16 protein-coding genes are annotated in these 21185 nt (G+C 42.8%); 1 reads left to right on the plus strand and 15 read right to left on the minus strand.

Going from position 1 to position 21185, the window contains the following annotated elements:
• Window positions 1-56: 56 nt before the first annotated feature.
• Window positions 57-1868, plus strand: a complete 1812-nt coding sequence (locus ACOAOT_RS17175; RefSeq protein ID WP_420218098.1) for a glycosyltransferase family 2 protein — start codon at window positions 57-59, stop codon at window positions 1866-1868.
• An 84-nt stretch (window positions 1869-1952) separates the two neighbouring features.
• Here the strand turns inward: ACOAOT_RS17175 and ACOAOT_RS17180 are convergent, their stop codons facing one another.
• The 15 genes from ACOAOT_RS17180 to ACOAOT_RS17250 form a co-directional block, all read right to left on the minus strand.
• Window positions 1953-2144 carry a YjfB family protein gene (locus ACOAOT_RS17180; protein ID WP_420218099.1) on the minus strand — a complete coding sequence of 64 codons (192 nt, stop codon included), beginning with the start codon at window positions 2142-2144 and terminating at the stop codon, window positions 1953-1955.
• Between the two features lie 81 nt (window positions 2145-2225).
• A complete protein-coding gene (locus tag ACOAOT_RS17185) occupies window positions 2226-3767 on the minus strand; it encodes a sensor histidine kinase (protein ID WP_420218100.1) in 1542 nt (513 codons plus the stop codon).
• 17 nt (window positions 3768-3784) lie between these two features.
• The gene (locus tag ACOAOT_RS17190; RefSeq protein WP_104438812.1) at window positions 3785-4459 is read right to left on the minus strand and encodes a response regulator transcription factor; all 675 of its coding nucleotides are present in this window, start codon (window positions 4457-4459) and stop codon (window positions 3785-3787) included.
• Window positions 4460-4638: 179 nt separating this feature from the next.
• Window positions 4639-5481, minus strand: a complete 843-nt coding sequence (gene kduI, locus ACOAOT_RS17195; RefSeq protein ID WP_420218101.1) for a 5-dehydro-4-deoxy-D-glucuronate isomerase — start codon at window positions 5479-5481, stop codon at window positions 4639-4641.
• A gap of 79 nt (window positions 5482-5560) precedes the next feature.
• Complete coding sequence (locus tag ACOAOT_RS17200; RefSeq protein ID WP_420218102.1) at window positions 5561-7303, minus strand: methyl-accepting chemotaxis protein; 1743 nt, start codon at window positions 7301-7303, stop codon at window positions 5561-5563.
• Between the two features lie 199 nt (window positions 7304-7502).
• A complete protein-coding gene (locus tag ACOAOT_RS17205; RefSeq protein ID WP_420218103.1) occupies window positions 7503-8615 on the minus strand; it encodes a glycosyltransferase in 1113 nt (370 codons plus the stop codon).
• Window positions 8615-9724: a tetratricopeptide repeat-containing glycosyltransferase gene (locus ACOAOT_RS17210; protein ID WP_420218104.1), complete on the minus strand. Its 1110-nt coding sequence runs from the start codon at window positions 9722-9724 to the stop codon at window positions 8615-8617. The genes ACOAOT_RS17205 and ACOAOT_RS17210 overlap by 1 nt, the downstream gene beginning before the upstream one ends.
• A gap of 93 nt (window positions 9725-9817) precedes the next feature.
• On the minus strand, window positions 9818-10345 hold the full coding sequence (locus ACOAOT_RS17215) for a GNAT family N-acetyltransferase (RefSeq protein WP_420218105.1): 528 nt from the start codon (window positions 10343-10345) through the stop codon (window positions 9818-9820).
• A 158-nt stretch (window positions 10346-10503) separates the two neighbouring features.
• Window positions 10504-12333, minus strand: a complete 1830-nt coding sequence (locus tag ACOAOT_RS17220) for a 5'-nucleotidase C-terminal domain-containing protein (RefSeq protein WP_420218106.1) — start codon at window positions 12331-12333, stop codon at window positions 10504-10506.
• A gap of 163 nt (window positions 12334-12496) precedes the next feature.
• Window positions 12497-14293, minus strand: a complete 1797-nt coding sequence (aspS, locus tag ACOAOT_RS17225) for an aspartate--tRNA ligase (protein WP_420218107.1) — start codon at window positions 14291-14293, stop codon at window positions 12497-12499.
• A gap of 9 nt (window positions 14294-14302) precedes the next feature.
• On the minus strand, window positions 14303-15571 hold the full coding sequence (gene hisS, locus ACOAOT_RS17230) for a histidine--tRNA ligase (RefSeq protein ID WP_420218108.1): 1269 nt from the start codon (window positions 15569-15571) through the stop codon (window positions 14303-14305).
• A 68-nt stretch (window positions 15572-15639) separates the two neighbouring features.
• The gene (gene hemZ / locus ACOAOT_RS17235; protein ID WP_420218109.1) at window positions 15640-17094 is read right to left on the minus strand and encodes a coproporphyrinogen dehydrogenase HemZ; all 1455 of its coding nucleotides are present in this window, start codon (window positions 17092-17094) and stop codon (window positions 15640-15642) included.
• A 9-nt stretch (window positions 17095-17103) separates the two neighbouring features.
• Window positions 17104-17748: an MBL fold metallo-hydrolase gene (locus ACOAOT_RS17240; protein WP_420218110.1), complete on the minus strand. Its 645-nt coding sequence runs from the start codon at window positions 17746-17748 to the stop codon at window positions 17104-17106.
• Window positions 17749-17789: 41 nt separating this feature from the next.
• Window positions 17790-18863, minus strand: coding sequence for a CatB-related O-acetyltransferase (locus ACOAOT_RS17245; RefSeq protein WP_420218111.1), 1074 nt, complete (start codon window positions 18861-18863; stop codon window positions 17790-17792).
• The gene (locus tag ACOAOT_RS17250; RefSeq protein ID WP_420219442.1) at window positions 18838-21144 is read right to left on the minus strand and encodes a RelA/SpoT family protein; all 2307 of its coding nucleotides are present in this window, start codon (window positions 21142-21144) and stop codon (window positions 18838-18840) included. Before ACOAOT_RS17250 ends, ACOAOT_RS17245 begins: the two co-directional genes overlap by 26 nt.
• Between the last annotated feature and the right edge of the window lie 41 nt (window positions 21145-21185).

A 21185-nucleotide genomic window follows, 5' to 3' on the forward strand; every position in this document is an offset into this window, starting at 1 on the left:
CTTTTAATCATTTTTTCCATACCTGACGCTGCTTTCATTCTAATAAGGAATCTATTATGACGCACAAATTTCTAACATTAGATACAGTTTCTGCCGACGACCCTCTAAATTACTGGAAACGGGTGATTCAAAGCCAGTATTTCCTGCTGCATATAGCCACAATGCTCCTTCCCACTCTGCCCCATCAGGAAAACCGCCTCCTGATCAGCCAGCTAAAGATACTAAAATCCCTGACCTCTGACTTGGAATCTGCATTAAGTAATCCTGCAGTACAAAATATCACAATTTCCTTCCAGGCAATGTATCACAACATAGACTGTACAATCGATAAGCTTACATCGCTGATCTTAAACGACAACCGAGAAAAAGCAGCCGCACTGACCGAATATCAGTTAATTCCATTTCTACAGGAATGGCTGGAAGACACCTACTTCTGGACTCTCATCTATCCGGATAAAGAAAAAATGAAGGTATACTATGAAACTGAATTTGCCGAAAACCACCAAAACACCTACAACAACAGAGGTGAAAAATATCTTATTTCCATTATGATTCCTGTTTACAATAAACTGGAATATACAAAAAGATGTCTGGATAGTCTCTTCCGCAACACCGATCTCGCCAAATACCCCTGTGAGCTGATACTTCTCAATGACGGGTCCACCGACGAAACAGAAGAATACTTCGAAAGTCTGGGTATAACAAAGGTCATAAATTTAAAGGAAAATGTAAAAACAATGATCTTTTCCCTGCTATACCGGGTTTGCGAAGGAAAATATGCAGCATTTGTCAATAACGACACTATCCTCACGGAAAACTGGCTGGATAACCTTCTCACCTGCTTACAGTTTTACCCTAACGCAATCATGTCTGTCCCCAGCACGCCAAACACCAGCAACCTGCAGGGTATGGTGGCAGAATTCACCCCCGAAAATGCAGAAGCAACGGCGAAAGCCCACAACCGCCCCTGCCCCTACCTCTGGGAAGAACGGTGCAGGCTCATGCCTGTAATTGCATTGTACGATGTGGATAAGGTGAATACCATTGGATTTGCAGACCGCTATTTTCATACCATGGAATTCTGGGATGATGATTTCAGCCTGCGTGCAAGAAGAGCGGGATTTCAGCAGATTCTCTGCCGGGATACCTGGTGCTACCATTATGGAAGCATTACCGGTAAAGACGACCAGGTTAAAAACAGAACCCTCTTTCATGGAAGATTACTGTTTCAAGCAAAATATGGGATTGATCCCTGGGAAAATAACTATTGTTATGATGCCTATCAGCTATCTCACATTGAACTAACCATTCCACAGCAGTCTACGGAAGTTTCCACACTTGTTATTGATCCCGGCTTTGGAGCTGATGTGCTGCAATTTAAAACACAGCTTAGAAGACTGGAGAAAAAAATTTCATTTTCATTCCTTATCAATGACTCTAACCTGAAAGACGATTTGAAACCATTTAATAGCCCGGTCATTGTGTCTCCCTCTATATTAGAAACGCACAAGCACATTCCGGGGGGGCTCTACAACTATATCAGCCTGGGCAGGGATTTATCCAATTATCCGGACTACAAAGAACTGATTACAGAATGTTCCACCCACTTAAAATCAGGTGGATTCCTATATTTTTATGTAGCAAACCCCTATGCCTATCATCTAAAGCAGGAACTTTCTGAAGAACGAATGCTAAACGGGAAGACTTCCCTGATGTTAATTAATATCCAGGAACTTCTTCTGTTATTAATCAGCAAACTGAATTTAAAACCACAGCTTAAAGCCATTCTGGATACCACAACACCAAAAGAACAAAAAGGCGGTTATACCGAACACCTGGACCGATATTTCTTAATGTGCGAAAAATAAGGTTAACTACTCATTTTATCATGGCCAACAAAAAAGTTAAGGAGTAAAACCAATGAACCGGTTTTGCTCCTTAACTTTTTACTCTTAGACTCTTACATCAACATACTGTCCTAAACCAGTAGTTTTAATCTGGTTTGGGACTGCCACATCCATCATCTTTAAAAGATCGGCTGCCTGCGTTTCCTGGTTATCCATTGCCTTTTTTGCAACGCTTAATCCGGCACTCTGTTGAATTTTAGAAGAGCTTAACTGCATACTCATTGCTGCAATATCCATATCTTTCTCCTTTCACATCACATGTTCTAAGAAATTATGGTTCAACACTTATTATATCGGCATTTTTATGGAACTGATAAGTCATACTCCCTGTTCCTGATAACAATCCAGAGTAAACCAGAACTCCACTCCTCCCTCAACGTTTCTTACACCACAGGACTTCTTGTGAGAGTCGATAATCGCCTTTACAATGGACAAACCAATTCCGCTGCCGCCATACTCCCGGGTGTGGGCCTTATCCACTTTGAAAAATTTCGTCCACAGCTTCGGTAGATCTTCTTCCGGAATACTCTGTCCCGTATTAAATACGGTTACAAGCGCCTCTTTCCCATTCTCTTCGGCAGTGATAATAATCTCCCTGTCTCCGCCAAGATGATTAAGTGCATTATTTAAATAATTGGTAATCACTTCTTCTATTTTAAATTCATCCGCATAAACACGAATGGTATCAAAAGTCTCCAATTTCACCTTAGCATCCTTTTGCTGGATTAAAATCCCGGCAGATCCAATCACTCCGCGGATTAGCTCCGTTAAATTAAAACATTCCAACTGTAAATCATCATTGCCAAATTCCAGAGCAGTCAGATTCAGCAGCTGACGAACCATTTTGTTCATCTTATTGGCCTCATCCATTATCACCTCACAGTAATAATCCCTGCTCTCCGGATCTTCTGCCATCCCCTCCGTTAAGCCTTCCGCATATCCCTGAATAAGAGCAATGGGTGTTTTCAGCTCATGGGACACATTAGCAATAAACTCCTTTCGCATCTCATCAATCTTTACCTTTTCCGCAATATCGTTCTGCAGTTCTTCATTGGCACTGCGTAGCTGTCCGATTGTATCCTTAAGCCGGTCGGACAACTGATTCATGCTGTTACCCAGGACACCGATTTCATCTTTTTCATCACCAGTGTATTTTGCCTCAAAGTCAAGACCGGACATCTTCTCTGACAAATTTGCCAGTTGAAGAATGGGTGTTGTAATACGTTTGGTGGTGAAATAAATAAACAAACTACCTATAATCAAAGCCATAGATCCCACATATGCCAGGAACCTGTTTGACAAAGTCACACTGTCCCTGATACTCGACAGCGGTATGGAGATTAGAAAAATAGTTTTATTATCCGAAAAATACCCCCAGCTCTCCAGGTAATAAGAATCCGAACGTTTGTCATAAGTTTTTTGTATAATATAGTTATTATGTTTTCTTAATACTTTGGCCTTGGGCATATCTTTGCCGAAAATATAATCCTCAATCCTGTTTTTTAAGAACTGTGGATCACCACTTGTAGACATCATATATTCGTCTGATGTACTGTCGATTAAAATCATCATTAAATTATATTTTTCACCCATGGTCCGAAACATCTTTTGCACGGGTCCCTCATTTTTGAAATCAGGATCATAGGAATCATGGTAATAATTAATAATTCCTTTTCCGCTTTCATTGGCCTGGGCTACTACCTGATCAATCTCTGTATAGGCCATTTCCAGGATACGAACCTTAGCTCTGGTGTAAAATCCCTCTAAAAACCAGTTGTTCACACACCAGGTAGTCAAAAGAACAAATGCCATCAGACAGACAAATATGATGGCAAAACGCGCCTTTATGGAATGTTTCATTCACTCACCTCTAACGATTATGTCACTTCAAATTTATAGCCCATTCCCCAGATGGTCCGGATGTAATCTCCCTTTTCTCCCATCTTGCTTCTTAATTTCTTTACATGAGTGTCAATGGTTCTTGCATCACCGAAATAATCATAGTTCCATACATTATTAAGAATTTTTTCTCTGGAGAGAGCTATTCCCTGATTTTCCAGGAAATATGCCAGAAGCTCAAATTCTTTATAGCTTAATTCAATGTCTTTTCCATCAATGGTTACCTGATGTGCCACCTTATCGATGCAGATACCGCCGATCTCAACCGAATCCGTATTCACGGCATTGCTGCGCCTTAATATAGCCTCTACACGGGCAACCAGGATCTTGGGGCTGAATGGCTTTGCTATATATTCATCCACTCCCAAATCAAATCCCTGAAGTTCATCCCTCTCTTCTGTTCTGGCTGTCAACATAATAATCGGAACCTGGGAATACTTACGGATGGTCTTGCAGGTCTCCCACCCATCCATCTTCGGCATCATCACATCCAGAATAATCAGTACGATATCTTTCTGCTCAAAAAATATGTCTACCGCTTCCTCACCGTTTGATGCTTCCACAACGGTAAATCCTTTTACACTGAGGAAATCCTTTACCAGCTTTCTCATTCTGGCTTCGTCATCTACCACTAATATTTTTAACTGTTCCATAAAAACCTCCCGAAATCAGATCTCAACTGTTTTCCTGTATTTATGAAACATATTGTACCAAATTGATAGCGGAATATCTACATTTTCACAGAGATTTCACACCATTTCCCGATTAACTTTCGTAAAAGTAAAAAAAGGCAGATGCTCCTGTAAAAAGCATCTGCCTGTCCAATCGAATCTTATCTTAATTCAGTTGTAGGAATGGTATCCATATCATCAAACGCCTGATTCTCGCCGCCCATTGCCCAAACGAAGGTATAGTTGCTTGTACCTGCTCCGGAATGGATGCTCCAGGATGGGCTGATGACTGCCTGCTCATTCTGCATAACGATGTGTCTGGTCTGATTGCCTTCGCCCATCATGTGGAATACTACATTGTTCTCCGGAATCTCGAAGTACATATAGATTTCCATACGTCTCTCATGAGTATGAGATGGCATGGTGTTCCATACACTGCCTGGATCTAAAACAGTCATACCCATGGATAACTGGCAGGTCTCAAGTACATCCGGATGGATGAACTGGTTGATCACACGCTTGTTGGAAGTTTCCATTGCACCCAGTGGCTTCTTAGCTGCCTTTTCAATCGGGATAAAGGTTGTCTTGCATGCCTTGTGAGCAGGAGCACTTACCATATAAAATTTAGCTGGGTTTGCTGCATCATCACTGGTGAATAATACTTCTTTGGTTCCCTTTGTGATGTATAAGCAGTCTTTATAGCCCATGCTGAATTCTTCTCCATCTGCTTTGATCTTTCCTGATCCGCCGATGTTGAAGATACCGATTTCACGTCTTTCAAGGAAAAAGCTTGTACCAAAGTTTTTCCAGATATCAATTCCCTTGTCAATGGAAACGGTTTCTGTTGTTGGCATACAGCCCAGTGTTACCATACGGTCAACATGGGAATAAACAGCTACCACTTCATTGGCAACGTATAAGTTCTCAATTAAAAATTCGTCTCTTGTTTCTTCTGTTGTGTAACGCTTAAAATCTTTCTGATTAGCAGAGTAACGAATATCCATTTATTAAAAGCCTCCTTATTTGTATTTGAAATAACTGACCATCTCCATGGTATCATAAGGCAGTTTTTAATTCAACATCTTATTGGATTATTTTAAATTTATCCAATTCTTTCTGGAGAAGTGCGGCCTGGGCTGACAATTCTTCACTGGAAGCGGAGCTTTCTTCTGCTGTAGCCGCATTGCTCTGGACTACGTATGAGATTTCATTGATTCCGTTGCTGACACTAACCATAGCAACGGCCTGTTCTCTTGCGGACTGCTCCACTGATTCCATAAGCCCTTTGGCATGATTTGCCTGTTCCATAACCTCTGCCAGAATCTGGGCATTTTCTTTTGCAGTCCCCATACCATCCGTCACAGCCCGGGCTGCATTTTCCACAAGCAGCGAAGTGCGTTTGGCAGCTTCTGCGGATTTTGCTGCAAGGCTGCGGACTTCGTCTGCAACTACCGCAAATCCCTGACCTGCTTCTCCTGCACGGGCCGCTTCTACCGCAGCATTTAACGCCAGAAGATTGGTCTGTGAGGCAATTGCATCTACATCCTTTGTAATCTTTGCAATTTCATCGGAAGTGTTCTTTATCTCGTCCATTGCCCGAAGCATCTGCTTCATCTTCTTATTGCTTTCTTCTACCCGAACCAATGTCTGCTCTGCATAACCGGCAGCCTGCCCGATATGAGCCGAACTTTGTTCTGCCTGTTCCGTAATCTCTGTTATGGCAGAAGAAAGCTGGTCAATGGTTCCTGCCTGTTCCGTCGCTCCGGCTGCCAGAGCTGATGCTGCGTCTGCCACCTGGGATGAACCTGAATTCACCTGCTCGGCCGACTCACGAATCAAGCCCAATGTCCGGTTTAACTGCTTGTAGATCAGAATCAGAGAATCATGGATGGTGGAAAAATCTCCGGCATACTCCCTGGTTACAGGAAGTGTCATATCTCCAGCCGCCATATTTTTCAAGTGAAGCGTAATATCACCCACTACTTCTTTCATCTGCCCAATCAGTTCATCGGTTGCCTGAGAGAGTACCTCCATCTCATCACCGGTTTTCACAACTGCAACGGGAGGGGTATGAACATCTCCGTCGGAAAGCAGTTTAAGCCGCTCAGATATGGGACTTAATGGAGCTGTAATCCTGTGAAGGAACTTGACAAGTATGATTAAACCTGTGAAGCAGATCAATAAGGCTACAACCGCCAGCAGTATAATATTGAGTATTTTTTCCCTGTGATATCCTGCAACAGCACTGTCTATGTCGTCTATGTAGTTTCCTGTACTGATGTACCAGTCATATGGCTCAAATTTTATGGTATAAGCCCGTTTAGCAAATGTGCCTTCCTGGCCTGGTTTTGTAAAGTAGAAATTGGTGAATCCACCTCCGGGCTGGGATCCGTTTTTAATAAATTCACGGATATAGTATTCTCCCTTCAGATCCTTCTCATCGTAGCGCTCTTTTCCTTCATATTCCGGATTCATATGAACTGCACAGAGACCTGTGGAAGTATCGGCCCAGAAATATCCGTTTCCATTGTCATAACGGGTATTGCGGACAATGGCTTTTGCATTGTCCAGTGCCTCTTTTTCTGTAATTTCACCGGATTTATAGCGGTCATAATTAACCTGTAACACACTGACCAGACTTTCAGTCGCTGTTTTAATATTTAAATCATAACTTTCGTAACTGGAATCAATCCAGTTCTGGTAAACCCGGTCCAGGCTGATATAAAAAATGGTCATCACGGCGGATATAATTAACATTACCATGACACTGACGAATACAACCAGCTTTCCAGTTACCTGCAATCTCTTACTCTTTTGTGCCTTCATGTAATACCCCTTTCTGATTGCAATCTCATTCAATATGGATTAGCATACACGGTATTTATAAAATCTGCAACTGACGTTTACTGAAAGTTTATTAAATTTCTGTAAAATATTTGTCAAATTTTAAACAATTAAAAAAATTCCCAAAAAAAGACACAAATATGGCATTTTGAAACCTGTGTCTTTCTTCGGGAATTTATTTTTATTCTTTTATGGCTGCCTGAATTAATTTTAAATTACTTTTCAGACGTTCATTGTCGGGGGCCAAAAAAAGAGCTGCTTTTGCATGATCCAGGGATTCAGAATACAATCCCAGCCGGTAAGAGGCAATGGCGCAAAGGTCATCCGGAGTATAGTCCCAGGAATACCCCATATTTACAAAGGTCCTTGATTTTTCTTTTATCTTCAGTGCTTCCAGGGTCAGATAATAAGCCATGGGCCAGTCGCTTTGCTCATAGCAGATTTTGGCAAACTCCACATAAGGATCCCGCATGCCAGGAACCTCTGCAATGGCTTTAAAATACCACTGGTATGCTTCTTTTATCTTGCCCAGCCGATAATACGATCTGGCAATCCAGCGCATGGCTGCACACCGTTCATCACACCAGGTTGCAGTGGGAAGCAGCAAATACTCCTTTAAGGTTTTAATGCTCTCCAGCCATTTGCTCTTATACATATACTCTCTGCCAAGATAGTACCGCATCCGCTCATCCCCCGGCGTCTCTGCAACTGCCAGCTCTAAAAGAGGCAGATAGGAGCCCCTGGATTTGGTGGGATCGGGGTAATGGCTTAACACCATTCCATCAATATAGATTGTCTCCAGAGGTGATTTTCCACAGTACTGGACAAACTCATGTACCGGGCATTTCCACCGGAAGTCCTTACGCTGATGCACTTTAAAATAATAAAACTGTATATCCGGTGTTCCGTCTGGCTTTAAACTCCAGTTGTAAAGATAGCGGCCAGTCTTTGCAACAGCTCCCTTGTTAACGGGCTTATGGTTTACCCACGCTTCTTCCAGCCGTTTTCTCCACCCTGGTTCAAACCGTTCATCAAGATCGGTGCAGACACAGATATCCACATCTTCTGGTACGTGATCCAGAGAGATATTTCTTGCCACATCAAATCTCCATGGCTTTACAATATCTACATAGACTATGGCTCCCCTCTCTTTTAGCTTTTCTACCGTATCATCTTCCGATCCGGTGTCTGTGACAACAATAAGATCCGCCTCATTCATGGAATCCATCCAACTATCTACAAATGATGCTTCATTTTTACAGATTGCATAAACACAGATTTTCAAACCGCTCATCAGGATTCCTCCTTATCTGCCGGTTTTCTGCTCTTTTGCTGAATCAGCAGGAGATTGCTTTGAAGCCTTTTATTTTCCGGATCTGTTTTTAAAGCCTGGTCTGCATACTCTTCGGCTGTCTCATACATACCCAGCCGGTAAGCACTGATTGCAGCATAATCGTATAATGCATATCCCCAGCTTGCCGGGTCTACCAGATAGCTACCCGTGCTTTCTTTAATTGCCAGCCCCTTTAGAGCCATGGCAAAGCTTAAGGCCCAGTTGGATTCCATATATCCGAATTTGGCTAAAGCAAGATAAGGTTCTCTCACCTCCGGACATTCTGCAAGAGCCCGGTAGAGCCAGACCAGTTCTTCTCTTTTATTGCCCTTTGCTGCATAGGAACTGGCAATAAAGCGCATAGAGGCACTACGTTCCTCCATCCATCTTGCGGTGGGCATAGAGAGATGTTTATTGAGCGTTTGTATTGCCTTGTCATAATCTCCATGGTATACATATTCTCTGCCAAGCCAGAACATGGCCCTGTCATCAAAGGGATTTTCTTTTACAGATAACTCCAGAAGGGGCAGATACTGGGTTCTTGGTTTTGAATTATCCGGGTAATGATTTAATACAAGTCCCGTCACCCAGCCTGATTTTTCCGGCTCTGATCCACTATACTCCAATATTTCATGAACCGGATGAATCCAGCGGTATTCATGGCGTTTATGGATCTTTTCCATGGGATACTGCTTCTTTGGTGTTCCGTCTGGATTCAACGAAAATGTAAATAAATATCTGGCACGGGTCTGATCCTTTTTCCATGCAGACTCTAAGATTTTTCTCCAGCCCGGTATAAATACTTCGTCTAAATCATTGGATACGCAGATATCTGCATCTTCAGGCACATGATCAAGAGCAACGTTTCGCGCTGTGTCAAATCTCCATGGGGAAATGGTTTCCTCATATACAGTGGCCCCCCTGGCTCTGAGCTTTTCAACAGTGCCGTCCGTAGAGCCTGTATCGGTCACAATCACTTCATCGGCTTCCGAAACCGCATCCATCCACCGATCAACAAACTGCTCTTCATTCTTGCTGATTGCATAAACGCATATCTTATATCGGTTCAATCAAACCATCTCCTTTTAGAATATTCTGATTGCTAGATACAATATATGCAAAAACAGTTTGTCCTGTGATAAAAATAAGACAATCCGGTTTCTTTAGGAAAGATTGACTCCGTATACGATTTCATAAATCTCTTTCTTATAAGGCATAAATTCCTCCTCAGTAAATGGCTTTCCATAACTAGTCACCCATAACTGCATTGGACTGTCCTGTGGTTTTAACGGCATTTGTTCATAGTAAAAATGATTCACATAAAATCCCAGCCGTTCATAAAAGACTGCCCTTTTTCCTGTTGCGGGATTTTCCTCTGTCACAGGCTCAATTTCCAGAAATACAGGTTTTTTTATTTCTTTTACTGCTTCTTTGATCAGAAGTTTGCCATAGCCCTTTCCTCTTGAAATCTTTGCAGTTGCCAAATGCTCAAAAAAAGCACATCCAGGCAGATCCCAGTATCCCAGAAACGCCATAATTCTCCCATCTTCTTCCACTGCCAGTGTATGATAGACGGGGTTGTCAAATACAAGTTTCTGGCTTTCCTTTGTACGTCTTTCCTGTTCTATAAATGACTCCTCATAAATGGCATATATTTCTTCAAAGCGGTTCTGTGGTTCTCTGATTAACATTTTCTATCTCCTGTGGTTCTTATTATATTATTTGTATCTATTGTATCATAAATTTCTTATATTTGCAGACAAATACACCCTGTCCGGATCTCTCCTGTTGATCTGGCAGGAGAAAACCCGGGCAGGGCGCATGGTTATATTACTTTAAGTTTATCTGTTTACTGAATCGTGATTCTTCCCTGTCCTGCCGGATTTGCATAATCAGCGCCTACATTTCCGCCTAAGTTATTGCGGATGAAGGCTGAGAGAATATCTACATCTGTCATTACATCGTCACGGATTACTTTGCTGTTTTTAAACATTGTCATACCATCACCAGCCATCTTTAACATGTAATTGTGGGAAGCTACGGTATAAACTTTGGACGTATCAAGAGGAGAATCGCCAATCATGATATCTGCGACCCGGTATGCTCCTGCCACTTTTACAAAGTTGCCTTTTTCATCTACCTGTACACTGGATGGAACTGAGGTTTTAATGGTATATTTTAAACCAGATACCTGTAAAAAGCCACCGCTTTCCTTGGGATAATTACGGGAAGCCATCTCCAGGGCATCCTTAATCTGCTGTCCGGTAACTTCAACTACACAGCCCATGTTGCCAAAAGGATGTACAGTAAGTGTATCGTTATATGTGATATTTCCTGGTTTAATACCTGCACGGACACCCCCGCCGTTTACAATACCGATGTCTGCTCCAAGTACCTGGCGGTATGCATCTGCACAGAGATCACCTAAGTTGGTTTCTCCGCTTCTGACCGCCCGTTCCCCTGTAGCAGGATTATTGATGGTCAGTTCCACATCAGTATGTCCCAATACGACCTTTAATGATTCATTATACTGGGCCTGAATGTGCTTGATAAACTGGTCTGTATCATAATCCAGGGCTTTTCCATCCTTGGATACTGCTGTTTTACCAGGAACAACCAGCTGGCTTCCCAGAGTAAGGACGTTTGGATCTTTAATCTTGTCCCTGTTTGCATTATAAATTTCTCTCCATCGGTCAAAAGAACCTAATTCTCTTTTTGCAATACGGCTTAAGGAATCCCCTTTTTGTACGGTATAGGTATTGGATACTGCACCTGCTGGAACTTCCGCTACTAACTCACTGGCAATAGAACCGTCAGGGCGTATGGTCAGCTTTCCAATATTCTTTAATTTAGTTCCTGTCTGGGTAAGGAGCACGTCCTTTCCATCTTTGTTCTTTATATTTTTTGAGTATTCTTCATGAGAGTGACCGTCAATTAATGCATCAATTCCATTTGTATTCTTTATTACACTGTCAGAAGTCCACCGGTCAGTGGTGCCGTTTTCCCCCAGATGGCCTACTAAAATAACGTACTGCGCACCTTCTGTTCTGGCACTGTTAACGGACTGCTGAATCTGATCGTAAAGCTTCTTACCCGTTTCATCTTCACAGAAACCATAAATATAATTGCCGCTTCCATCCTGGAAGTAGGCGGGTGTTGACTTGGTAAAGCTCTCCGGTGTGGTTGCACCAACCAGAGCAACTTTTGTATTTCCGTATGTAAACATCTTATAAGGAGCAAACACTGGAGTATTGGTCTTTAAATCCATAAAGTTGCTGGAATAGTATCCGCAGCTTAATTTGCCTGCCAGTTCCAAAAACCGTGGCATACCGTAATCATATTCATGATTGCCCGGTACGGCAAAATCATATCCGACCTGATTCATAATGTCAATGATGTATCCGCCGTCAGAAAGTGTTCCGATGGGAGCTCCCTGAATCGCATCACCAGCATCAATCAGAGTCACATAGGGCGTCTGGGCTTTCATCTCTTTTTTATAAAGAGAAAGACCTGCATAACCGATTTTTTCATCAATGCCGCAGTGAACATCATTGGTATACAGAATCACAATATCCTGATCTGCAGCCCTGGCAGGAAACGATAGACCTGTGGTTAGGGACAAAACCATGAGTACGGATAGGCAAAGAGACAGAAACCTTCTTTTTGTACTTCCTTTCATTGCTTGAATCCTCCTTTAACATATGCTTTTTCCTATATTATATCAGAACAATGTAAAATTTCCATATTATTTTGTTAATATTTTCCTTTTATCTGATACTTTATTTCACAAAAAAACCTCTCTGTCTTAGCCTGTTGGCTTCGCAGAGAGGTTTGTAATTTATTTATTCAGTTTCTGTTTCTTCACTCACTTTAATTCCAAGATCTACCAGCTGTTTGGGATCTACCGGAGCCGGTGCCTCAGACATTAAACAGGAGGCATCTTTTACTTTCGGGAATGCAATTACGTCACGGATGCTGTCTGCCCCAACCATCAGCATGATTACACGGTCAAGACCATAAGCCAGACCTGCGTGAGGCGGTACACCGTATTTAAATGCATCTAACAGGAAGCCGAACTGCTCATTTGCCTGCTCTTTGGTAAAGCCCAGTACTTCGAACATCTTAGACTGTATATCAGCCTGGTGGATACGGACAGATCCCCCGCCTAACTCTGTACCGTTTAACACGATATCATAAGCTTTGGCGCGTACAGCACCCGGATCGGTATCGATCAGAGCCCAGTCTTCTTCCATAGGCATGGTAAATGGGTGGTGCATGGCTGTAAAGCGTCCCTGTTCCTCGGAATACTCCAGTAACGGGAATTCAGTTACCCATAAGAATTTAAATACATCCTTCTTTAAGAGTTCTAACTGTCTTGCCAGTTCCAGACGAAGGTTACCCAGTACGTCAAAGACAACCTTGTCTCTGTCTGCAGCAAATAAAACAAGATCTCCTGGCTGTCCATCCATGGCATCTGCCAGTGTCTTAAGCTCTTCTTCTGACATAAATTTGGAGAAAGAACATTTGTAAGTTCCGTCTTCGTTTATTGCCAGATAAGCAAGGCCTTTTGCACCGAAGCCCTTTGCATAATCTACAAGAGCATCGATCTTTTTCCTTGGCATGGCTCCCTGTCCTTTTGCATTAATGCCGCGGACAGATCCACCGTTTTCTAAAGCTCCCTTAAATACAGCGAACTCGGTATCCTTAACTACATCAGATACGTTTTTCAGTTCCATTCCAAAACGCATATCCGGCTTATCAGAACCGAAACGGTCCATGGCTTCTCTCCAGGTCATACGTGTAATCGGAAGCTCCAGATCGAAATTGCAGATTTCCTTAAACAGCTTTTTTAACAGTCTCTCATTGACTGCAAGTACATCTTCCACATCTACAAAGGACAACTCCATATCGATCTGTGTAAATTCCGGCTGTCTGTCTGCACGTAAGTCTTCATCACGGTAGCATCTTGCCAACTGGAAATAACGGTCATATCCAGAACACATCAGCAGCTGCTTAAAAAGCTGGGGAGACTGGGGAAGAGCATAAAAGGAACCAGGATGAACACGGCTTGGCACCAGATAATCTCTTGCACCTTCCGGTGTGCTCTTAATGAGAGTCGGTGTCTCGATCTCTAAAAAGCCTTCTTCTGCCAGAAATGCTCTTGTTAAGGTAGCAACCTGGCTTCTGATCATGATATTTTTCTGGATGTCCGGTCTTCTTAAATCCAGATAACGGTATTTCAGTCTCAGTTCTTCTTTTGTTTTGCTGTTTTCCTCAACCGGGAAAGGAGGAGTCTCAGATTCTGAGAGAATTCTAAGGCTCTTGGCACGCACTTCAATGGCGCCTGTCGCCAGATTCTCATTCACACCGCCTGATCGGTTCTCTACCACGCCGGTAACAGCGATAACAAACTCACTTCTCAGTTTTTCTGCTTTTGCAAAATTTTCTGCTCCACAATCGCTCTCTTCGAAGATGATCTGCAGAATTCCAGAACGGTCTCTTAAATCAACGAATATAATTCCGCCCTTATTTCTGCTTTTCTGAACCCAGCCCATTACTGTAACTTCGTTTCCTGCACAGGCTGCTGTAACTTCCGTACATCTATGGGATCTTTTTAAACCCAACATTGACTCTGCCATAATTTCCTCCTAATTTGTTTCCTTCAGTGCTTCTTTATAAAATTCCTTAAACTGGGTATATCCTTCTTTTATAAGGCTTTCCTTCTGGAACTTTTTATTTTTATTCATCTGGGATACCAGAACTGTCTTACCTTTGGCGCGTTCATTCATGGCCTCTTTCACAGCTTCATTCATGACCGCATCGCTCACACCCTTCTCAATCAGGAATGCAAACCGTTCTTCGCTGCCAGGTACTGCAAAGCCTTCTTCCATAAGAATGGTGATGATCCGTTCAAAACCAATGGAGAATCCGCACGCAGGAGTATCCATACCGGTGAATTTGCCGATCATCTTGTCATAACGGCCGCCTCCGCCTACGGAACCTGGGAAACCGTCTACCAGAATCTCAAAAATAGTTCCTGTATAGTAGGACATTCCACGTACCAGAGTGGGATCAAATTCGATCTTAAACTGGCTGGTGGTGATTGCACTCACACTGTCAATAATAGCCGCCAGATTCTCTGCCTGTTCCGGATCCATGGCATCTTTTAATGCTTCCTTTAGGCTTCTGACACCGGATGCGTCTCTGGTCACTGTCTCAAACAGGGCTAAATAGTTATTAACATTCTCTTCCGGATAACCCGCTTCCTTTAATTCCCGGGCCACGCCATCCATACCGATCTTGTCCATCTTATCAAGAATAATAAAAACCTGGTCGTAAGACTCTTCTGAAAATCCGCAGTGAGCCGCCATGCCCTTTAAGATATTACGGTCATTAATTCTTACTGTATATCCTTTAAATCCAATCTTTCCAAGGAGTGTGGTCGTCGCAAGAATCAGTTCGATCTCCGCCAGTCTGGTGGGATCTCCAAGGATATCGATGTCACACTGGACGAACTGTCTGAAACGTCCTCTCTGGGGACGGTCTGCTCTCCAGACGCTTCCCATCTGAAGGGATTTAAAAGGGGCTGGTAAAACTGCTGCATTGTTGGAATAATATCTGGAAAGGGGAACTGTCAGATCATAACGCAGTCCGCTGTCAACCAGATCATTCTCCATCTGCGCTGTTTCCAGATTCAGTTTTTCTCCCCGCTTCATAATCTTGAAAATCAGTTTTTCATTGTCGCCGCCCTGTTTGCTGCTTAAGTTCTCAATGTGTTCTACACAGGGAGTTTCAATGGAATTAAATCCAAATCCGCCGTATGTCTCCCGAATCTGGTTCATTACATATTCCCGCACCTGCATTTCCGCAGGGAGTATGTCCTTCATTCCGGTAACCGGTTTCTTTTTTAATGACATTTTTTTCACTCCGTTTATTATATTTTCTATCTTTCCTGGAAATCGCAAATCATGCTTTCTATTTTAAATTACATTTCTGATTTTGCAAGCATTTTTTCTTTTCTTTCTATCATTTCATCGATTCGGGCGATGTACTGCTCTACGTCCTTAACATTTTCCACCCTCTCCAACCGATTCTCCGATGGAAAAACAACTTTCGTGGTAGTTCCCGCACCGCAGGCTGCTATGGTCTGCTTTTCCTCCATAATGAGGATGTTGTAGATACAGGCTTTTCCAGGAGCTGAATATCCCACATTCTCAAAGTTACCGGCCATATTTTTCTGTCGGTAGAGGTAGTAAGGCTCCTGTCCCATGCTACGGGCGTAGGTTGCCGTTAAATCCACCATCTCCTGAGTTCCTGTAATTTTCAAATCTCCGTATTGTTCTTTATACATATTAAGGCGGGCTGCCCGCTTAATCGCCAAAGTATGAACAGTGATGCCGTCCGGCCCCAGAGACTTAATCTCTTCCATGGTCCGTCTTACATCTTCCATATCCTCCCCAGGCAGTCCGATAATTAAATCCATGTTAATATTGTCAAAGCCCAATGACCTGGCTAATAAAAAGCGGTCCTTTACCATCTCCACAGTATGGCGGCGGCCGATGATCTTCAGGGTCTCCTCTTTCATCGTCTGAGGATTTATGGAAATACGGGATACACCATATTTCTTTAATACCCCAAGCTTCTCCTGTGTTATGCTGTCCGGTCTTCCGGCTTCTACTGTAAATTCTTTTACATTAGTAAAATCAAACGTATTCTTAAGCCTTAAGATCAGCTTTTCCAAATGCTCTGCACTGAGCGAAGTAGGCGTACCGCCTCCTATATACACAGTGTCAAGAGTCTTTCCTGCCATTCGACTGGCTGTAAACTCCATTTCTTTAAAAAGAGCTTCCAGGTAATCATCCATTCGCTTCTCCCACTGGCTGATGGGAAATGACGTGAAGGAACAGTAAAGACAGGTGGTGGGACAGAAGGGAATTCCGATATAAAGGCTGTATCCGTTTTCATAGTCAATGCCTGACAGCAGATCCAACTCTTTTTTCGCAATTTCCAGACTTAAATCCACCTTCTGATCACTGGTTAAATACGTATGTTTCATATAATCAGAAACTTCCTCTTCTTTACTGCCGGAAAGAAGTTTTGTCATGGCTATTTTAACCGGACGTATCCCGGTAAGTGTTCCCCAGGGCAGTTCCCTGCCAGTCAGTTCTCCCGCCATACCATAAAGCATCCGCTTTATCCGGTTTTTGGTTTCAAAGCGGTCGGAAAAGTCCACCTTGGTTTCGGAAGCTTTTGTTATTCCCTGCTCCCTGTCTTCCAGACTTAACCGGAAGAAATCATCTCCAGTCACGCCATGGACAAGGAGCCGGAAATCTTCATCGGATTTCTCCTCATGAAGGAAACGTTCTCCCGGATAAAATGCCATAAGCAGTTCCCTGATATCCTGTTCAAAGGATTGATCATCTAATATTAAACCTATCATTTTTAGTCCCTATCCTCTGTATAATGCCACCGGATTATATGATTTTTCATGACCGATGGTAGTAACGTCTCCATGTCCCGGATATACCATGGTATCACCGGGAAGAGGGAACAGCTTTCCTCTGATGGAGCTTATAATTTTTAACTGGTCTCCAGTGGGAAAATCGGTACGTCCAAGAGATTCTAAAAAGAGAGTATCTCCGCTGATTAATACGTCTTCCTCTTTCATATAGTAGCAGACGCTGCCTTCTGTATGACCGGGAGTTGCTATTACATGAGATAAAATCCCTGCAGGATTAATGGTTTCCCCATCTGTCACGTAGCGATCTGCCTCTATGGAACACAGCCTTCCAATGTTTGAGGAAAGATTTACAGACGGATCGTTTAACAGTATTTTTTCATTTTCTCCGGCATAAATTACGATCTCTGGAAACGCCTGTTTTATCTCATTGACTGCCATAATGTGATCAAAGTGGCCATGAGTGAGTAAAATGGCTTCCGGTGTTACAGACAGCTTCCTGCACTGCTCCAGAATAAATTCCCCTTCATCGCCGGGATCCACAATAATTGCCTTTTTTAACTGCTCCCGGAAAATAATATAACAATTGGTACCAATCTGCCCCACCGGGTATGTTTTAATTCTGAAATCACTCATATTCTTATCTCCTGTTTCAATCCTTCCCATTAATCCGTCCGTTAAATAGTAAATACCGGAATATCCGTTCCATACAAAAGCTTTGCCTGATAATAATCTGCATACTCCATGTAGAGAATATTATCCTCACTTCTAGTGGTTATAAAGTAATCAGCCGCGGCAAACAGACACCTGATATCATCTTCTGTTTTGCCCATTCTTACTATAATTTCTTTGCCGTCTGTCTCCAGTTCCTCTGATACCGCTAAAACCTGCCGATATCCCTCTTCACCGGCAGAAGGACAGATATATAACAAAAGTCTGGTATCTGCAGGACTTGACGCTGCATATTCCGTTAAAATCCTTTTCCAGAGGGAAAATGGACTTATATAATCTGCAATCAGAAGAATCGTCTTCCTGTCTGTTTTTGGAATTATCGGATTGATCTGATTCCATTCTTCTCCCGGATCAAACTTCTTTATGAAATCTTCAGCCGGCAGCAGAAACTCGTTCTGATTTTCTATCAGCTTCTCCTCTGTCCAGTTCCACCAGGCGATCCGGCTTAAAGCTCTTCTCTGCGCCTCATCAAACCGGTATCCAATGATTTTAGCCGGATTTCCACCCACCATTGCATAGGCAGGCACTGATTTTGTGACCACACTTCCGGCTCCGATTACCGCTCCGTTGTGTATGGAAACACCACTCATAATCGTGGCCCCATTGCCGATCCAGACATCGTTTCCAATGAGTACAGAGCCTTTTCTTTTGGTTCTGTCAGGAACCGCTGTGGTCACAAAAGAAGGGCACCCCTGAAATACGGATTTGTAATTATGATTTAAATTAACAAGAAATGTAATTTTATCAGCAAAGGCACAGTACTTTCCGATCTGTACACAGTGAACCCCTTGTGCAACGTTAAAGTTTAATCCTGACTGTATTTCCGCACCCACGATATAGCTGTCTTTATCGATCTGCATAAAAGGAAACCGTTCCTCAAAGCCTGTAACAGGCATGGTAAGTCTGGTTAAGCTTTTCACTGTCTGTGGAAGATATTTCACGGGATATACCACGGTCCACAACACCTTTCTGAATAAAAAGAGAAAAACTGCGTTATCCCGCAGTCCTCTCAATGTCAATTACACCTTCGATTTGTCTCAGTTTATCAACCAGTTTTCCAAGCTCTTCCACGCCATGAGTCTCAAAGGTCATGGTAATGGTGGCTTTTCCCTGTTTGTTGGTTCTGGAATTCATGGAAGTGATATCAATCTGCCTCTCAGTAAATACCTTTGAAATGTCAACAAACATACCGATTCTGTTATTGGCAAAAATTTTGATTTCCGTAGAATAACGTTCTTTTGTATTGTCCCCTTCCGGCTCCTGCCACTCTGCATCGATTAAGCGGTTTCTCTCATCTTCCGGAAGATTTAAAACATTGACGCAGTCTGTTCTGTGAATGGAAATGCCTCTTCCTCTGGTTACAAAGCCTACAATCTCATCGCCTGGTACTGGAGAACAGCATTTGGAGAAACGGACTGCAAGGTCGTGAATTCCCTTTACAACAATTCCGCTTCCCGAACGTCTCTTAATTGGAAGTCTGCTGCCCATATCCTCAATGTCATTTAATATGGTAGTGTCAGTTACGTCTTTCTTTAATTTCTTATCCTTTTCATCCACCATCTTATTGATGACCTGGCCTTCTTTCAGACCGCCGTGGCCAATGGATGCAAGCACAGAATCCCAGTCGCGGAAGGCATAGCGCTTCATTACCTTGCTCTGATATTCCGGTTTGTTAATCTCTGAATAATTAATTCCTTTGGCTTTACAGTAGCGGTCCACCATCTCTTTGCCCCGGAGAATATTGTCTTCTTTCAGCTCTGTCTTAAACCATTGGTTGATTTTATTTTTTGCCTGAGTGCTTTTCACCACATTCAGCCAGTCCCTGCTTGGGCCTTTGCTGTTCTGAGAGGTGATGATCTCCACCTGGTCACCGTTTTCAATGACATATTCAATGTTCACCAGCTTGCCGTTGACTCTGGCACCCACCATCTTGTTTCCGACTGCACTATGGATGGAGTATGCAAAATCAATGGGCGTTGAACCGCTGGGAAGATTCTTCACATCACCTGACGGAGTAAAGCAGTAAACACTGTCGGAGAACAGATCTAAGTCACCCTTAACCATATTTAAGAATTCCTTGTTGTCGGACATGTCCTTCTGCCATTCTAAAATCTGGCGGAGCCAGCTTAACTTCTCCTGTTCTTTGCCTGCCGCAACCTGACCGCTTCCGCTCTCTTTATACTTCCAGTGAGCCGCAATTCCGTATTCGGCAGTCCGGTGCATCTCATACGTACGGATCTGAATCTCAAAAGGCTGGCCGTTGTTGCCGATCAGTGTTGTATGAAGGGACTGGTACATGTTGGGTTTGGGCATGGCGATATAATCCTTGAAACGCCCCGGGATAGGTTTATACAGTTCGTGAATTACGCCAAGTGCAGCATAACAGTCTTTTACGTTGTCAACAATAATCCGCACTGCGAACAGATCATAGATCTGATCCAGTGTTTTATTCTGGTTGACCATTTTTTTATAGATGCTGAAGAAATGTTTAACACGTCCGTCCACTCTGGCTTCTATTCCAGCTTCCTTTAAATGTTCTTCCACCTCATCAACAATACTCTTTACAAAGTATTCTCTGGCATCTTTTTTTAGAGATATTTTTTCTGCCAGCTCATAATAGGTGTCCGGCTCTAAGTATTTTAAAGACAGATCATCCAGTTCAATTTTTATTTTGGAAATACCAAGACGATGGGCAATGGGAGCATAGATCTCCATGGTCTCCTTTGCCTTTTCCTTTTGCTTTTCAGGCCTCATGTACTGAAGCGTCCGCATATTATGAAGACGGTCGGACAGCTTAATAATAATGACACGAATGTCCTTTGCCATGGCTAAGAACATCTTTCTTAAATTCTCCGCCTGAATCTCCATCTTATCCATAGACCAGGAAATCTGGGTCAGTTTGGTGACTCCGTCTACTAAAAGAGCCACCTCTTCCCCAAATTCTGCCTTCAGTTCATCTAAGGACATAATGGTATCCTCTACCACATCATGGAGGATGCCTGCAGCAATGGTCTCTTTATCCATCTCTAAATCGGCCAGAATGATGGCAACACAAAGAGGATGAATAATGTAGGGTTCACCGGATTTGCGCACCTGGTCCTTATGGGCATCGGCTGCGATGTGATAGGCTTTTTCTATCATGGAAATATCATCAGATGGGTGATATCTCTTTATGCTCGCAACCAGTTCTTCATAAAGGGCTTGCGGACTTGTAAAATCAGCGGGCGCCTCCAGATCAATGTCTACTTTCTTCATTTCCTTATGTTCTTTATCGAATTCAGTTACCTTGTTTTTCTCCATCATTGGATTATCTGCCATATGCCGTCACCTTTTTGTAACAT

The sequence above is a fragment of the Lacrimispora struthionigena genome (genome assembly GCF_048627165.1).
Taxonomy (GTDB): Bacteria; Bacillota; Clostridia; order Lachnospirales; family Lachnospiraceae; genus Lacrimispora.